This is a genomic window from Actinomadura harenae (genome assembly GCF_003696215.1).
GTDB lineage: Bacteria > Actinomycetota > Actinomycetes > Streptosporangiales > Streptosporangiaceae > Spirillospora > Spirillospora harenae.
Window position 1 is genome coordinate 25,683 of sequence record NZ_RFFG01000074.1, and the last position, 14,138, is coordinate 39,820.

Consider the following 14,138-nt stretch of genomic DNA (forward strand, 5'->3'; position numbering starts at 1 on the left):
ACGATTCAGGGCGTCCTGACAACGTTGTCTCGAAGGAGCGCGTATGCACAGGCCGCGTCCCCACCGGTGGCGTCCGGAAGGACGGCGCAGACACCGCGACGGGCGGACCACCGCCCGCCGTGCGGGAACCCGCCTCGCCCCCCGTCTCACACCCCACCTCACCCCCCGGTTCGGACGGCGCCTCGCCGTCCCCTCCGCCCTGCTCCTGATCCCCCTGCTCCCCGTCGCGGCCGCGCAGACCGTCCAGGCCGCGTCCGACCCGGCCGCCTACGTCAACACCTTCGTCGGCACCCAGGACGGCGGCCCCGACTTCGGCCACGGCGGCGGCGCGGGGGAGAACTTCCCCGGCGCGGTCGTCCCGTTCGGCATGATGCAGTGGAGCCCCGACACCGTCCGCAACGCGGGCGGCGGCTACAAGTACGAGGACGACCGCCTGCGCGGGTTCTCCATGACCCACATCTCCGGCCCCGGCTGCACCGGCGCGCAGGACTTCCCCGTGATCCCGCTGTCCGGCACGGTCGGGAACTCGCCCGCCACCCACGGCGACGACTACGTGCGGACGTTCAAGCACGACGACGAGAAGGCGAGCCCCGGCTACTACTCGGTGACCGACGACGCGGGCGTGAAGACCGAGCTGACCGCGTCCACCCGCGGCGGCGTCGGAAGGTTCACCTTCCCCACCGGCAAGCCCGGCACGCTGCTGCTGAACGTCACCGGCTCCATCCACGGCGTGGACGACGCCGAGGCCACCGTCAACGGCAACACCGTCGAGGGCTGGGCCAAGACCGGCGGCTTCTGCGGCGCGGGAACCCGCTACTACGTGTACTTCCACGCCACCTTCGACCAGCCCGTCAAGGCGTTCGGCACCTGGAAGGACGACTCGGTCGAGCCGGGCGACGCCGTCGCCCGCGGCAAGTCCCCGGACCGCGTCCCGCAGACGCCCAAGCCGTCCGGACGGCTCAACAACACGCCCAGCGGCAAGCCCGTCCGGAACCAGCGCGCCTTCACCGGCGGCGTCAACGTCAAGGGCCCCGGCTCCGGCGTCTACCTGCAGTTCGACCCCGCCAAGCCCGTCCAGATGCGGACCGGGCTGTCGTACGTGAGCCTGGCCGGCGCGCGCGCCAACCTCAAGGCCGAGATCGGCGGCCGCGGCTTCGACCAGGTCCGCGCGTCCGCCTCCGACGCGTGGCGCGCGAGGCTCGGCCAGGTGAAGGTGAGCGGCGGGTCCGACGACCGGCTGCGCACGTTCTACACCGCGCTCTACCACGCGCTGCTCCAGCCGTACGTGTTCGACGACGTGGACGGCACCTACACCGGCTTCGACTACCGCACGCACAAGGTGCGGCCCGGCCACCACCAGTACGCGACGTTCTCCGGCTGGGACATCTACCGCAGCGAGGCGCAGCTCATCTCGTTCCTCGCCCCGGACGTCGGTTCCGACATCGCCCAGTCGATGTACGACGACGCGCACCAGATCGGGAACGTGTGGGACCGCTGGTCGCACCAGAACACCGTCACCGGCGTCATGGTCGGCGACCCGTACCACTCGATCCTCGCGTCCGCCTACGCGTTCGGCGCGCGCGACTTCGACGCCAAGGGCGCGCTCGCCGCGATGGTGGACGGCGCGAACCGGGTCGGCGCGAAGTCCGGGTACACCGAGCGCCCGGGCAACGGCGCCTACCTCCAGCGCGGCTTCGTGCCCGGCGACACGTCCACGACGCTGGAGTACGGCCTCGCCGACTTCGGCATCGCGCAGCTCGCCAGGCGCCTCGGCGACACGTCCACCGCGGACGCGTTCATGAGCCGCGCGCAGAACTGGCAGAACGTCTTCAACCCGTCGACCGGCTGGATCCAGCCGCGCCTGTCCGACGGCTCGTTCCTCACCCCGTTCGACCCGGCCGACTCCAACTGGTACGTCGAGGGCAACGGCGCCCAGTACAGCTGGATGGCCTACCAGAACGTCGGCGGCCTGTTCGACCTGGTCGGAGGCCGGGACGCGGCGGCCAAGCGCCTCGACGCCTTCTTCACCAAGCTCAACGCCGGGCCGCACGAGCCGTACGCCTACCTCGGCAACGAACCGTCCCTCCAGACACCGTGGCTGTACGCCTGGACCGGCACGCCCTACAAGACCCAGGACGTCGTGAACCGCGCCCGCAACGAGCTGTACAAGCCGACGCCCGGCGGCCTGGTCGGCAACGACGACCTCGGCACGATGTCCGCCTGGTACGTGTGGGCGTCGATCGGCATGTACCCGGTGATCCCGGGACGCGCCGAGCTCGTCGTGAACGGCCCCGCCTTCGACAAGGTGGAGATCGGCCGCTCGTCCGGGCAGCACTTCACGATCAACGCCCCGGGCGCGTCGGCGAACCCCTACGTCCAGTCCCTCAAGGTGAACGGCCGGGACTCGTCGCGGCTGTGGCTGCCCGAGTCGTTCACCAACGGCGGCGGACGGCTCGACTACACGATGGGCGCGCAGCCGAACACCACGCTCGGCACGGGCGACGGCGACCGGCCGCCGTCCTTCAACGAGGGCGCGCACGCGTTCATCTCGGCCGCCGACCCCGGCATCGCCGCGGTCGAACCGGGCGGCACCGTGACCACGACCCTGAAGGTGCAGGCGCTCGGCAAGGGCGGAGACGTGTCCTGGACGGCCAAGCCGCCCGCGGGCGTCACCGTCAGCCCGTCCTCCGGAACCCTCGCGGTCCCCGACCACGGCCAAGCGGAACAGCAGGTCACGCTGTCGGCCGCCGCGGACGCCAAGGTCGACATCTACTCCGTGCCGTTCGACGTCTCCGGAGCGGGCCAGGCCGCCGTGTCGGTGAACGTCGCCCACAAGGGCACGATCGAGTGGTACCAGAACAACGCGGCCATCTCGTCCGACGGGACGTCCGGGGCCGCCGACTTCGACGGCGGCGGCTGGTCCTACTCCTCGCAGGCGCTGGCGTCCGCCGGGGCCAAGCCCGGATCCCCGCTGACCTGGAACGGCTTCACCTTCACCTGGCCGTCACGGCAGCCGGGGCAGTTCGACAACGTCCAGGCGCAGGGACAGACGATCGACCTGCCGCAGCCCCCGCAGGGAACGAAGCTGGCGTTCCTCGGCGCGGGAGGCAACGGCGACAGCGCGTCCAGCGTCACGATCACCTACACCGACGGCACGACGCAGAAGTCCGACCTCGCGTTCTCCGACTGGGCGCTCGGCGCGGACGCCTACCCGCCCAAGTACGGCAACCAGACGGTGCTCAAGACCCCCTACCGGAACTCCTCCGACGGCGGCTCGCAGAAGATCAACGTCTACGTCTTCGCCTCGGCGCCCATCGGCCTCGCGGCCGGCAAGCAGGTCAGGAGCCTCACCCTGAACGCCCCCGCGACCGGAGGCGGCTCGCTCCACGTGTTCGCCTGGTCCTTCTCCTGATCCCCACGCATGACGGCGGCCCCGGAACCGTCCGGTTCCGGGGCCGCGCGCGTTGCCAGGACGCCGTCGGGACGCCCATGGGCCAGCGCCAAGACGCGGGTCAGACCGTCCGGCGGCGGCGCCGGGCGAGGCGGCGGAACAGCGGCGGCTCGGCCACGGCGCCCTCCGGGTCGTCCGGGACGGACAGCGAGTCGATCAGCGAGTCGAACGACGGCGGCCGGACGCACACCAGCGTCGCCCGCGTCCGCCGGGCGCAGTGCAGCCGCACCGACGGCCGGACGATCCGGGAGAACAGGCTCCGGTCGCCGTGCCCGACCACCAGGATGTCGTCGTCGCGGGCCAGGCGGACCAGCGTCGCGCCCGGCTCGCCGACCAGCGCCAGCTCGGTCAGCTCGACGCCGGACGGGGGCCCGCCCGCCACCTCGGCGAGCGTCCGGGAGATCAGGTCGGCGCCCGCCGAGCGCAGCGCGTCGGTGATGCCGCAGCCGATCTGCCCCGCGGCCGACACATGCGGCGGCAGCGGCGCGGCGTGCACCACCAGCAGCGGCAGGCCGCGGAGCCGGGCCTCGCCGATGGCCCACGACAGCGCGCAGCGCGCCCCGGGCGAGTCGTCCACGCCCACGACGACGCGCGGTCCGCCCTCCGGTCTCACGATCACGGTCCCCTCCTGCGGGAGCCTGCCACCGTCCCTGCGGCATGTGTGCCATCCAGGGTGCAGCCTTACCCGCCCGGGTGGAAGTGTTTACACGCGTTGAACCGCGGGTTTCTCGCCGGAGACGTCCACATGACCCGCGCGGCCCGCCGGATGACCTCCGATCGGGCCGCGTCCGCCGTCCTCCGGCGCCCCCTCAGACCCGGTCGGCCGCGATCAGCAGGTACTGGAACGAGCCGTCCTTGTAGGACGACAGGAACGCCTCCTCGATCCCCGTCGCCACCGACGACCTCGCCCGCAGCTCCCAGTAGGGGATGGTCGCGGCGGTCAGGTCGAGGACGCGGGCGGGGATCAGCCGGTTGGCGGCCATCGCCGCGAAGTAGGTCCGCCGCGAGTGGACGCCGCACTCGTAGTGCGCGTTGATCGTCGAGACCGCCTTGGACGGGATCTGCCCGTAGACGTCGTTGTAGCAGCCGGTGATCGTGACGTAGCGCCCGCCGCGGGCCAGCAGCCGGGAGTGCGCGGCGAACAGGTCGTAGAGGTCGACGTACATGGTGGACTCGTTGTTCCAGATGGAGTGGAACTCCCCGGCGGGCAGGCCCGTGTCGAGCATGTTCGCCAGGTGGAACGCGACCCGGTCGGCGACGCCGCGCTGCGCGGCCTGCTCGTTGGCGAAGTTCACCTGCTTGGCGGAGATGGACACGCCGTCGACCCGGCAGCCGAAGCGCTGGTTGGCCAGGAAGCTGCTGCCGCCGCGGCCGCACCCGGCGTCCAGGACGCGGTGTTCGGGCCCGAGCCCGCCGCCCGCGTAGGCCAGGTTGTCCAGCAGCAGGTGCGCCTGCGCGGACTCCAGGCGGTGCAGGTCGGAGATCACCGCCTCGTCGCCCCCGTCGGCGACGCCGGGCGCCGGGTCGCCGATGCCGTAGTGGTGGTGGAAGAACCCGTCCACCTCGCCGAGCCGGATGTTCACCGGATCGGCCTCGGCGTTCCAGTAGGCGGCGACGTCACCCTGGTAGGCGGTCAGAGCGGGCTGGGACATGGATCATCTCCTCGTGGTGCTCGGAAAAGGGGGGAAGGAGAGCATGGGGAGCGGCGGTCCGCAGTGGCGACGCCGTGGCGGACCGTCCCGGGCGGCGGCTCAGGGCGACGTGGCGTACCTGGTGCCGACCAGCCCGGAGTGCCACTCGTGGTTGCCCGCGACCCAGTTCGACAGCCCCGCCAGGTAGCGGGCCAGGACCGGGTCGGTCGGGGCGAGCAGCGCCGACAGCGACTCGAAGTCGTCCATCAGCTCGTTGTGGATGTCGATGGTCTTCTGGAACGCCTCCTCGATCCCGCAGTCCTCCTCGTCCGCGATGACGGTCGGCAGGCTGTGGTGGACGCGCTCCTGGGCCATCTCCTTGCGCAGCGAGAACAGGTCGTTGACGATCGTGCTGGCGTTCGACGCGAGCCCGGTCGCGCGCTGCACGTCCGGGCGGGCGAACATCGACGCGGGCAGCTCGTAGCCGCCGACGGCGTCGGTGATCGTCAGGCAGGGGCGGAAGTTGTTGAACTGCCGGTGCGCCAGGTACTCCCACACCGAGGGCGTCCGGCCCGTCTGGATGCAGGCGGCCTCGGCGCAGTACCCCAGGTAGAGGTTGCAGATGTCGTGCCGGTACCGGTGGGCCTGCGCGGGCGTGGCGATCCGCTCGAAGTAGTTCATGGCCGACCGCATCGAGCGCAGCGCAGGATGCGAGGCGATCCCGGCCAGCCACTTCGGGACCTGCTCCTTGGCCGTGTGCAGCGGGTCGATCGCGGTCTGCGCGACCAGCAGCCGTGCGCCGAGCCCCTCGGGCGAGCCGCCGAGGTCGGGCTCGCAGAAGTAGTCGTCCACGGCGTTCTCGCCGATGTACAGCATCCCGGCGGCGACCAGGTGCTCGAAGGACGCCGCGTCCGGGTGGCACATCACGACCGAGCGGCCGGGGTCGAACGCGAGGAACATCGCGCGCAGCTCGTCGCCGGGGTAGAGCTCGATCTCCTTCTCGGCCCACTCCATGAGGCGCTCGTTGACCCGGTCGGCCAGGGCGCGGTCGTCCCGCAGCGGCGGGTGGAACTTCAGGCCCTTGATGCGCCGGGACGAGGCGTCGTCGCCGTCCTGGGCCGCGGGTTCCGGATCCGGCTCGAGCCGCGGTGCGGGGACGAGGACGGGTTCGGGGACAGGGACGGGTTCGGAGACGGGAGCGGGCTCCGGGTGCGGTTCGGGGAGGTCGGCGGCCTCGGGCAGCGGAACCTCCGGGACCTCGGGGCTCTCCAGCTCGGGGGTCTCCAGCAGGATCTCGGCGGGCTCGGGCGGGCTCAGCGGCTCAGGGACGTCGAGGACGGGGACCATCGAGCCGATCCGGCAGCCCGAGGTGCCGAGGCCGCTGGGCCCTGCGGGGAGGGGGCCGATCGCCTCGGACAGGTCCATCGGGGCCGCCGCAGGGGGCGCTTCGGAACGGGTGTCCACCACTGACCTGCCTTCCGCCGGAACGGACCGGGCGTGACCGCCACGCCGCGATTACAAAACGTAGTGACACCGATTCCCAACGTGAATAACCATCTGGTGAGGTCCACCGGTCCCGCGGGTCACATGGGCCTGGAAGCGGGCCGGGTAGCCTCGTGCGCCGGGGGACGACACAGGGGGACGGGACGCGATGACGCACGTGCTCCTCGTCGAGGACGACGAGGTGATCCGCAGGACGGTGGGGCTGGCGCTGGAGCGCTACGGCTACACGGTCGAGACCGCGCCGGACGGGCTGGCGGGGCTGGAGGCGTTCCGCGCGGGCGGCGACGGCGGCCCCGTTCACGACGTCCTCCTGCTGGACGTCATGCTGCCCGGCCTGGACGGGATCGGGCTGTGCCGCCGGATCCGGGAGACGAGCCTGGTCCCGATCGTCATGATGTCGGCGCGCGGCGACGGCCTCGACGTGGTGTCCGGGCTGGAGGCGGGCGCGGACGACTACGTGGTGAAGCCGGTCGACACGGCCGTCCTGGTGGCGCGGATCCGGTCGGTGCTGCGGCGCAGCACCGACTGGGCGGCCGCCGGGGGCGGGCCGGGGGAGTCCGGCGCCGTGCTGACCTTCGGGGACGTCACCGTCGACACCGCGGGCATGGAGGTGCGCCGGGACGGCCGCCCGGTGGCGCTGACCCCGACCGAGCTGCGGCTGCTGCTGGAGTTCGCGGCGCAGCCCGGCGTCGTGCTGGGCCGCAGGACGCTGCTCGGCAACGTCTGGGACCACGCCTGGGACGGCGACAGCCGGGTCGTGGACCTGGCCGTCCAGCGGCTCCGGGCCAAGATCGGCGCCGAGCGGATCGAGACGGTCCGCGGCTTCGGCTACAAGCTGCGGCGCTGACATGGGCGCTGACAGGGCCGGCGGCATGGGCGGCGAACGGCGGGGACGGCGGCCGGTGTTCCGGTCGCTGCCCTGGAAGATCGGCTCGCTCGTCGCGGCGGCCGCGCTCGCGGTCGCGGTGGCGGACGGGCTGCTCGTCCACCGGCTGAGCCAGGACCGGATGATGACCGAGGGCCGGAGCCGGGCGATGACGAGCCTGCAGCAGGAGGTCACCACGTCCGAGCGGACGGGCGGGGCGCTGCGGGACCTCATCACCGACCCGGCCGAGATGCCGCCCGAGGTCGCCGCGATCGGCCGGGCCGGGAAGGAGGGCGTCTGGTACGACACCCGCGTCCGGAACGGCCCGCGGATGTGGGCGGTCACCCCGCTCGGCGGCGGCGGCATGGGGGCCGTGTGGGTGGACATGAGCGCGAACCGGCGTGATCTCGCCGCGCTCGACCGCAACCTCGCCGGGGCGGGCGCGCTCACGGTCGCCGTCGCCGTCCCGGCCGGGATCCTCGTCGCGCTGCGGCTGCGGCGGCGGGTGCGGCACGCGGCGGCCACGGCCCGGCGCATCGCGGACGGCGACCTGGACGCGCGCATCGGCGCGTCCGGGCGGGTCCACGACGAGGTCACCGAGATGGCGGCGGCCGTGGACACGATGGCCGCCGCCCTCCAGGAGCGGCTGCGCGCCGAGCAGTCCTTCACCGCGGACGTCGCGCACGAGCTGCGGACGCCGCTGATGGGGCTGGTGACGTCCGCCGAGCTGCTGCCCGAGGGGGAGGCGACCGGGTTCGTCCGGGACCGGGTCGGCGTCCTGCGCGCGCTGGTGGAGAACCTGCTGGAGATCTCCCGCCTGGACGCGGGGGCCGAGCACGCCGACCTCGCCCCGGTGCCCGTGGGCGAGGTCGTCGCCGAGTCGGTGCGGCGCACCGGCCTGGACGCGCGGGTCGCGGTGGACGGCGCGCCGGTCGCCGAGACCGACCCGCGCAGGCTCGACCGGATCGTGGCGAACCTGGTGATCAACGCGCACCGGCACGGCCGTCCGCCGGTGGAGGTGCGGGTCGCACGGGACGGCGGCGACGTCGTGGTCACCGTCCGTGACCACGGGCCGGGCCTGCCGGACGACCTGCTCGCGGAACTGCGGGCCGACGGGCCCCGGCGGTTCCGGACCGGGACGCCCGAGCGCGGCCGGGGCCACGGCCTGGGGCTGACCATCGCCGCCGGGCAGGCGCGGGTGATCGGCGCGCGGCTGCGGTTCGCGAACGCGCCGGACGGCGGGGCGGCCGTGACCGTCCGGTTCGCCGCGTCCGACGAAGGGACGTCCGACGGCGTTCCGGGCTGACGTCCTGGGCTGAGGTCATGGCCTGAGGTCATGGCCTGAGGTGGCGTCCGGCCGGCGGTGATACACGGCCGATACGCGATCAAGCGGTGGCCGGTACACGGTTCCGACGGGGCCGACATCCGCCCCTCGCAGGGTGGTCGGTGTGCGCGGGAAGGCGCACGCCGATCCCTTGGAGGCATGTCGTGACAACCCCTTCGCCCGCCCGGCGCGGCGGCCGCCTGCGCGCGCCCGGCCCGATGCTCCTGATCGGCGCGGTGTTCACCGGGCTGCTGGCCGTCGGGGTGGCGTTCGCGCTCGGCCAGGGGCCCGTCCCGGGCGGGCGCGGCGCGGAGCCGGGGGACCGCCTGGGGCTGCCGTGGCCCGGGACGGGGCAGGGCGCCGTCGAGATCGAGGGCCTGGGCGGCCCGGTCACCGGCGGCGAGCAGAAGCGGGTGGCGATCGCCAGCGTCACGAAGGTGATGACGGCCTACGTCGTCCTGCGCGACCACCCGCTGCGGGCGGGCGAGGACGGGCCGTCCATCACGATCGACCGGACGGCGTCCCGCGAGTCGGGCAACCGGGACGAGTCGACGGTCTTCCTCGGGGAGGGGCAGCGGTTCAGCCAGCGGCGGATGCTCCAGCTGATGCTGCTCCCCTCGGCGAACAACGTCGCGCGGCTCCTGGCCCGCTGGGACGCGGGGTCCGAGAAGGCGTTCGTCGCGAAGATGAACGCCGCCGCCGCGCGGCTCGGCATGCGGGACACCGTGTACACCGGCGCCAGCGGCTACGAGGCCAGCACCGTCAGCACCGCCGTCGACCAGCTCGCGCTGGCCAGGGTGGCGATGGGGGAGCCCGCCCTGGCCGCCGTCGTCGCCGCCCGGGAGGCGACCGTGCCGGGTGTCGGGGTCGTCCGGAACACCAACCGGCTGCTGGACGAGCCGGACGTGGTGGGTCTCAAGACCGGGTCCAGCACCCCGGCGGGCGGGGCGCTGATGTGGGCCGCGCGGGTGGGGGCCGGGGACCGCGCGCGGCTGGTCCTCGGGGTCGTCCTGCGGCAGGGCGGGGCCGGGACGAGCCTGGACGGGAAGCTGGAGGCGGCGTTCGACGGCAGCCGCAGGCTCCTCGGGGCCGTCCGGCGGCTGGTCACCGCGCGGACGGCCGCGGAGGCCGCCACCCCGTTCCAGGCGGCCGGGCCCCGCTCCTGACCAGGGCCTGACCTGGGCTTTCGCGTAATCTGGGTGGCCGGACTGTGACGTCGGCCACGAAAATGTCGGTGGCGTCGCCTACGGTCGGATCGTCGGTCCCAGCCCACCGCGTCGGTCAGTGAGGGTGACCCCAGATGGCGAACAGCACCGCCGGGAAGCCGCAGGAGCGGGAGTTCGAGGAGCTCGTCGACCCGTACCGACGGGAGCTGATGGCGCACTGCTACCGGATGGTCGGCTCGGTCCACGACGCGGAGGACCTCGTCCAGGAGACCTACCTGCGGGCCTGGCGGTCCTACGGCGGCTTCGAGGGGCGGTCCTCGCTGCGCACCTGGCTCTACCGGATCGCGACGAACGCCTGCCTGACCGCCATCGAGCAGCGCGGCACGCGGCCCATGCCGACCGGCCTCGGCGGCCCCAGCGAGGAGCCGGAGCGCCCGGTCGTCGCGGCCCCCGAGGTGCCCTGGCTGGAACCGGCCCCGGACGGCCTGCTCGGCGCCGACCCGGCCGACCCGGCGTCGATCGTCGCGGCCCGCGAGAGCACCCGGCTCGCGTTCGTCGCGGCGCTCCAGCACCTGCCCGCCCGGCAGCGCGTCACGCTGATCCTGCGGGACGTCCTGAAGTGGCGGGCGGCCGAGGTCGCGGAACTGTTCGGCATCAGCACGGCCGCGGTGAACAGCGCCCTCCAGCGCGCCCGCGCGCAGCTGGAGGAGACCGTCCCCGAGCGCGACAACCTCGTCGAGCCGACCGACCCTGGGCAGCGCTACCTGCTGGAGCGCTACGCCAAGGCGTTCGAGGAGGCCGACATCGAGGGCCTCCTGGAGCTCTTCAAGGAGGACGCGGTGTGGGAGATGCCGCCCTTCCCCCAGTGGTTCCGGGGGCCCGGCCACATCGCGCGTCTCATGAAGGCGCAGTGCGGGCAGCGGCCGGCCCTGTTCCGGCTGCTGCCGACCGGCGCGAACGGCCAGCCCGCCTACGCGGCCTACAGGCAGGGCGACGACGGGGTGTACCGCCCCTTCCAGCTCCAGGTCCTCGACGTCACGCGCGGCGGCATCCAGCACGCGTCGGTGTTCTTCGACACCCGGCTGTTCGCGTCCTTCGGCCTGCCCGAGACCGCCTGAGACCGCCTGAGACCGCCTGAGGGAGCCGAGGGAGCCGAGGGCGCTGCGGTCGACCGGCGGCCCGGTGTCCGACGCCGCTGGCCGGTTTCCGCCCAGCGGGTTTTCCGCTGGGCGGAAAACCCCGCCTCGTGTGTTCCCGGGCCGCTGGGAGGGTGTCCCGACGGGCAACCCGGCGGCCCCCGCGCGTCCGCGCGCGCCGCCCGGACGGCCCCGAAGCGATCGGGAGGCGGAACGGCAGTGGGTTCGGACAAGGTCGTGGCCTCGGCGGCGGAGGCGGTCGCCGACATCGGCGGCGGCGCCTCGCTCGCGGTGGGCGGGTTCGGGCTCTGCGGGGTCCCCGCGGTGCTCATCGGCGCGCTGTACGAGCGCGGGGCCGACCGCCTTCGCGTGGTGTCCAACAACTGCGGGCTGGACGGCCGGGGCCTCGGGCGGCTGCTCGCGGCCGGCCGGATCGCCCGCGCGATGGGTTCCTACGTGGGCGAGAACAAGGAGTTCGCGCGCCAGTACCTCGGCGGTGAGATCGAGGTCGAGCTGATGCCGCAGGGCACGCTCGCCGAGCGGCTGCGCGCGGGCGGCGCGGGCATCCCCGCCTTCTACACCCCGGCGGGCGTCGGCACGCTGGTCGCCGACGGCGGGCTGCCCTGGCGGTACGCGCCGGACGGCTCGGTCGCGGTCGCGTCCCCCGCCAAGGAGGTGCGCGAGTTCGGCGGCCGGTCCTACGTGCTGGAGGAGTCGATCACCACCGACTTCGCGCTGGTCCGCGCGGCGAAGGGCGACCGGCACGGGAACCTCGTGTTCGACAAGGCCGCCCGCAACTTCAACCCGCTGTGCGCGATGGCCGGGCGGGTCACGATCGCCGAGGTCGAGGAGCTGGTCGAGCCGGGCGACATCGACCCGGACCACGTCCACCTGCCCGGCGTGTTCGTGCAGCGGGTCGTCCCGCTGACGGCGGAGCAGGCCGCCGACAAGCCGATCGAGAAGCGGATCGTCCGGGAGGTGCGGGACTGATGCCCTGGAACCGAGACGAGATCGCGGCGCGCGCCGCGGCCGAGCTGCCGGACGGCGCGTACGTCAATCTGGGCATCGGCCTGCCCACGCTGATCCCCAACCACGTGCCCGCCGGACGGGACGTCGTGCTGCACGCCGAGAACGGCGTCCTCGGCGTCGGCCCGTACCCGGACGAGGACGGTGTCGACCCGGACCTGATCAACGCGGGCAAGGAGACGGTGACCGTCCTGCCGGGCGCGTCCTACTTCGACTCGTCCCTGTCGTTCGGGATGATCCGCGGCGGGCACATCGACGTCGCCGTGCTGGGCGCGATGCAGGTGTCGGCCCGCGGCGACCTCGCCAACTGGTCCGTCCCCGGAAAGATGATCAAGGGCATGGGCGGCGCGATGGACCTGGTGCACGGCGCGCGCCGCGTCATCGCGGTGATGACGCACACCGACCGGTCCGGCGCGTCCAAGGTCGTGGAGACCTGCACGCTGCCGCTGACCGGCGCGGCCTGCGTGGACCGGATCATCACCGACCTCGCCGTCCTGGACGTCACGCCCGGCGGCCTCGCCCTCGTCGAGACCGCCCCCGGAGTCACCGAGGCCGAGGTCCGCGAGCGGACCGCCGCCCCCATCCGCGCGTAGGAGCACCGCATGACCCATCCTCCCTACCTGTACCCGGGCTACCGGAGCACGGTGCTGCGCGCCCCCGCGCGGGAGCTCGTGATGCCGAAACTCGGCCCGGACAGCATCGAGCTGGCGTCCCCGGTCTTCGGGCACCAGGAACTCGGCCGCCTGGACGACGACCTCACCGCGCAGCACTCCGGCGAGCCGCTCGGTGAGCGCATCATCGTGACCGGCCGGCTGCTGGACGCGTCGGGCCGTCCGGTGCGGGGCGCGCTCGTCGAGGTCTGGCAGGCCAACGCCGCCGGACGGTACGCCCACCTCGGCGACCGGCACCCGGCCCCGCTCGACCCGAACTTCACCGGCGCGGGACGCTGCCTGACCGACGACGAAGGCCGCTACCGGTTCGTCACGATCAAGCCGGGCGCCTACCCGTGGCGCAACCACCCGAACGCCTGGCGTCCCGCCCACATCCACTTCTCCGTCTTCGGGACGGCGTTCGCCCAGCGCCTGATCACGCAGATGTACTTCCCGGGCGACCCGCTGTTCGCCTACGACCCGATCATGCAGTCGATCTCCGAGCAGAAGGACCGCGACCGGCTGGTGTCGCGCCTCGACATGGACACGACCACGCCCGAGTGGGCCCTCGGCTACCAGTGGGACATCGTGCTCGGCGACACCCCGATGGAGGCGTGATGACCGACATCCTCGACACGGTGCCGGACCTCGCGCCGACGCCGTCGCAGACCGTCGGGCCGTTCTTCGGCTACGCGCTGCCCTACGCCGAGGGCCCCGAGGTCGTCCCCGGCTGGCACCCGGACGCGATCACCGTCCGGGGCCGGGTGCTGGACGGCGCGGGCGCCCCCGTCCCGGACGCGCTCGTCGAGATCTGGCAGGCCGACGCCGACGGGCGCGTCCCGTCCGGCGTCGGCGGGCTGCGCCGCGCGCCGCACGACTTCTCCGGGTTCGGCCGCTGCGCCACCGACCCGGCGGGCCAGTACTGGTTCCGGACGGTCAAGCCGGGCGCGAGCGGCCCGGACGCGCCGCACATCGCGGTGCTGGTGTTCGCGCGCGGGCTGCTGAAGCCCGTCCGCACACGGCTCTACTTCCCGCAGGACGCGGGCGCGCACGAGGCCGACCCGCTGCTGTCGGCCGTCCCGGCCGAACGCCGCCCGACCCTGGTGGCGGAGGCGGTGGCGGAGGCGGTGTCCGAGGCGGGGGGCACCCGGACCTATCGTTTCGACATCCACCTTCAGGGCGAGCGGGAGACGGTCTTCCTTGGCATCTGACGAGCCGTCCGGCACGGACGAGCCGCTCTGTCGCGGGCCGCTCGACGTCGGCCTGCTGTCGCCGGTCCGCGCCGGGACGGCCGCCGAGGCGCTGACTGGCGACGCCGCGTGGCTGCGCGCGCTGCTGGACGCCGAGGCGGCGCTGGCCCGCGCGCAGGCGCGGCTCGGTCTCGTC

Annotated in this window: 12 protein-coding genes and 1 pseudogene; 10 read left to right on the top strand and 3 right to left on the bottom strand. The window is 73.5% G+C overall.

The genetic code is table 11. The features are described from left to right. The first annotated feature begins 43 nt into the window (after nt 1–43). Entirely contained in the window at nt 44–3,412 is a 3,369-nt protein-coding gene (locus tag EBO15_RS30885; protein ID WP_122197999.1) for a GH92 family glycosyl hydrolase, read from the top strand. 100 nt (nt 3,413–3,512) lie between these two features. On the opposite strand, the gene EBO15_RS30890 is transcribed toward EBO15_RS30885, so the two are convergent. The 3 genes from EBO15_RS30890 to EBO15_RS30900 form a co-directional block, all read right to left on the bottom strand. After that, nucleotides 3,513–4,070 carry a universal stress protein gene (locus EBO15_RS30890; RefSeq protein WP_199744912.1) on the bottom strand — a complete coding sequence of 186 codons (558 nt, stop codon included), beginning with the start codon at nt 4,068–4,070 and terminating at the stop codon, nt 3,513–3,515. 190 nt (nt 4,071–4,260) lie between these two features. Further along, nucleotides 4,261–5,103 (bottom strand): geranyl diphosphate 2-C-methyltransferase, encoded by an 843-nt coding sequence (locus EBO15_RS30895; RefSeq protein ID WP_122198001.1) that lies wholly within the window; start codon nt 5,101–5,103, stop codon nt 4,261–4,263. A gap of 99 nt (nt 5,104–5,202) precedes the next feature. Then, on the bottom strand, nt 5,203–6,507 hold the full coding sequence (locus EBO15_RS30900; protein ID WP_199744913.1) for a family 2 encapsulin nanocompartment cargo protein terpene cyclase: 1,305 nt from the start codon (nt 6,505–6,507) through the stop codon (nt 5,203–5,205). Between the two features lie 226 nt (nt 6,508–6,733). Here EBO15_RS30900 and cseB point away from each other — a divergent pair, with 226 nt between their 5' ends. The 9 genes and pseudogenes from cseB to EBO15_RS30945 form a co-directional block, all read left to right on the top strand. Further along, nucleotides 6,734–7,432, top strand: coding sequence for a two-component system response regulator CseB (gene cseB, locus EBO15_RS30905; protein ID WP_122198002.1), 699 nt, complete (start codon nt 6,734–6,736; stop codon nt 7,430–7,432). A 1-nt stretch (nt 7,433) separates the two neighbouring features. Beyond that, nucleotides 7,434–8,756 (top strand): sensor histidine kinase, encoded by a 1,323-nt coding sequence (locus EBO15_RS30910; protein WP_233616544.1) that lies wholly within the window; start codon nt 7,434–7,436, stop codon nt 8,754–8,756. 182 nt (nt 8,757–8,938) lie between these two features. Further along, the gene (locus EBO15_RS30915; protein ID WP_199744914.1) at nt 8,939–9,940 is read left to right on the top strand and encodes a D-alanyl-D-alanine carboxypeptidase family protein; all 1,002 of its coding nucleotides are present in this window, start codon (nt 8,939–8,941) and stop codon (nt 9,938–9,940) included. Between the two features lie 134 nt (nt 9,941–10,074). Beyond that, nucleotides 10,075–11,058, top strand: coding sequence for a sigma-70 family RNA polymerase sigma factor (locus EBO15_RS30920; protein ID WP_122198004.1), 984 nt, complete (start codon nt 10,075–10,077; stop codon nt 11,056–11,058). Nucleotides 11,059–11,295: 237 nt separating this feature from the next. Next, entirely contained in the window at nt 11,296–12,066 is a 771-nt protein-coding gene (locus EBO15_RS30925; protein WP_122198005.1) for a CoA transferase subunit A, read from the top strand. Then, complete coding sequence (locus EBO15_RS30930) at nt 12,066–12,695, top strand: CoA transferase subunit B (RefSeq protein WP_122198006.1); 630 nt, start codon at nt 12,066–12,068, stop codon at nt 12,693–12,695. The genes EBO15_RS30925 and EBO15_RS30930 overlap by 1 nt, the downstream gene beginning before the upstream one ends. 9 nt (nt 12,696–12,704) lie before the next feature. Continuing rightward, nucleotides 12,705–13,370: a protocatechuate 3,4-dioxygenase subunit beta gene (pcaH, locus tag EBO15_RS30935; protein ID WP_122198007.1), complete on the top strand. Its 666-nt coding sequence runs from the start codon at nt 12,705–12,707 to the stop codon at nt 13,368–13,370. Further along, entirely contained in the window at nt 13,370–13,963 is a 594-nt protein-coding gene (gene pcaG / locus EBO15_RS30940) for a protocatechuate 3,4-dioxygenase subunit alpha (protein WP_122198008.1), read from the top strand. Before pcaH ends, pcaG begins: the two co-directional genes overlap by 1 nt. Then, nucleotides 13,953–14,138 (top strand): annotated as a pseudogene (locus EBO15_RS30945) (3-carboxy-cis,cis-muconate cycloisomerase); the annotation flags it as partial. The gene pcaG and the pseudogene EBO15_RS30945, both read left to right, overlap by 11 nt.

Coding starts and splice junctions, on each gene's coding strand:
- EBO15_RS30885 (WP_122197999.1), top strand. CDS start 44: ATGCACAGGCCGCGTCCCCACCGGTGGCGTCCGGAAGGACGGCGCAGA.
- EBO15_RS30895 (WP_122198001.1), bottom strand. CDS start 5,103: ATGTCCCAGCCCGCTCTGACCGCCTACCAGGGTGACGTCGCCGCCTAC.
- EBO15_RS30900 (WP_199744913.1), bottom strand. CDS start 6,507: ATGGACCTGTCCGAGGCGATCGGCCCCCTCCCCGCAGGGCCCAGCGGC.
- cseB (WP_122198002.1), top strand. CDS start 6,734: ATGACGCACGTGCTCCTCGTCGAGGACGACGAGGTGATCCGCAGGACG.
- EBO15_RS30910 (WP_233616544.1), top strand. CDS start 7,434: ATGGGCGCTGACAGGGCCGGCGGCATGGGCGGCGAACGGCGGGGACGG.
- EBO15_RS30920 (WP_122198004.1), top strand. CDS start 10,075: ATGGCGAACAGCACCGCCGGGAAGCCGCAGGAGCGGGAGTTCGAGGAG.
- EBO15_RS30930 (WP_122198006.1), top strand. CDS start 12,066: ATGCCCTGGAACCGAGACGAGATCGCGGCGCGCGCCGCGGCCGAGCTG.
- pcaH (WP_122198007.1), top strand. CDS start 12,705: ATGACCCATCCTCCCTACCTGTACCCGGGCTACCGGAGCACGGTGCTG.
- pcaG (WP_122198008.1), top strand. CDS start 13,370: ATGACCGACATCCTCGACACGGTGCCGGACCTCGCGCCGACGCCGTCG.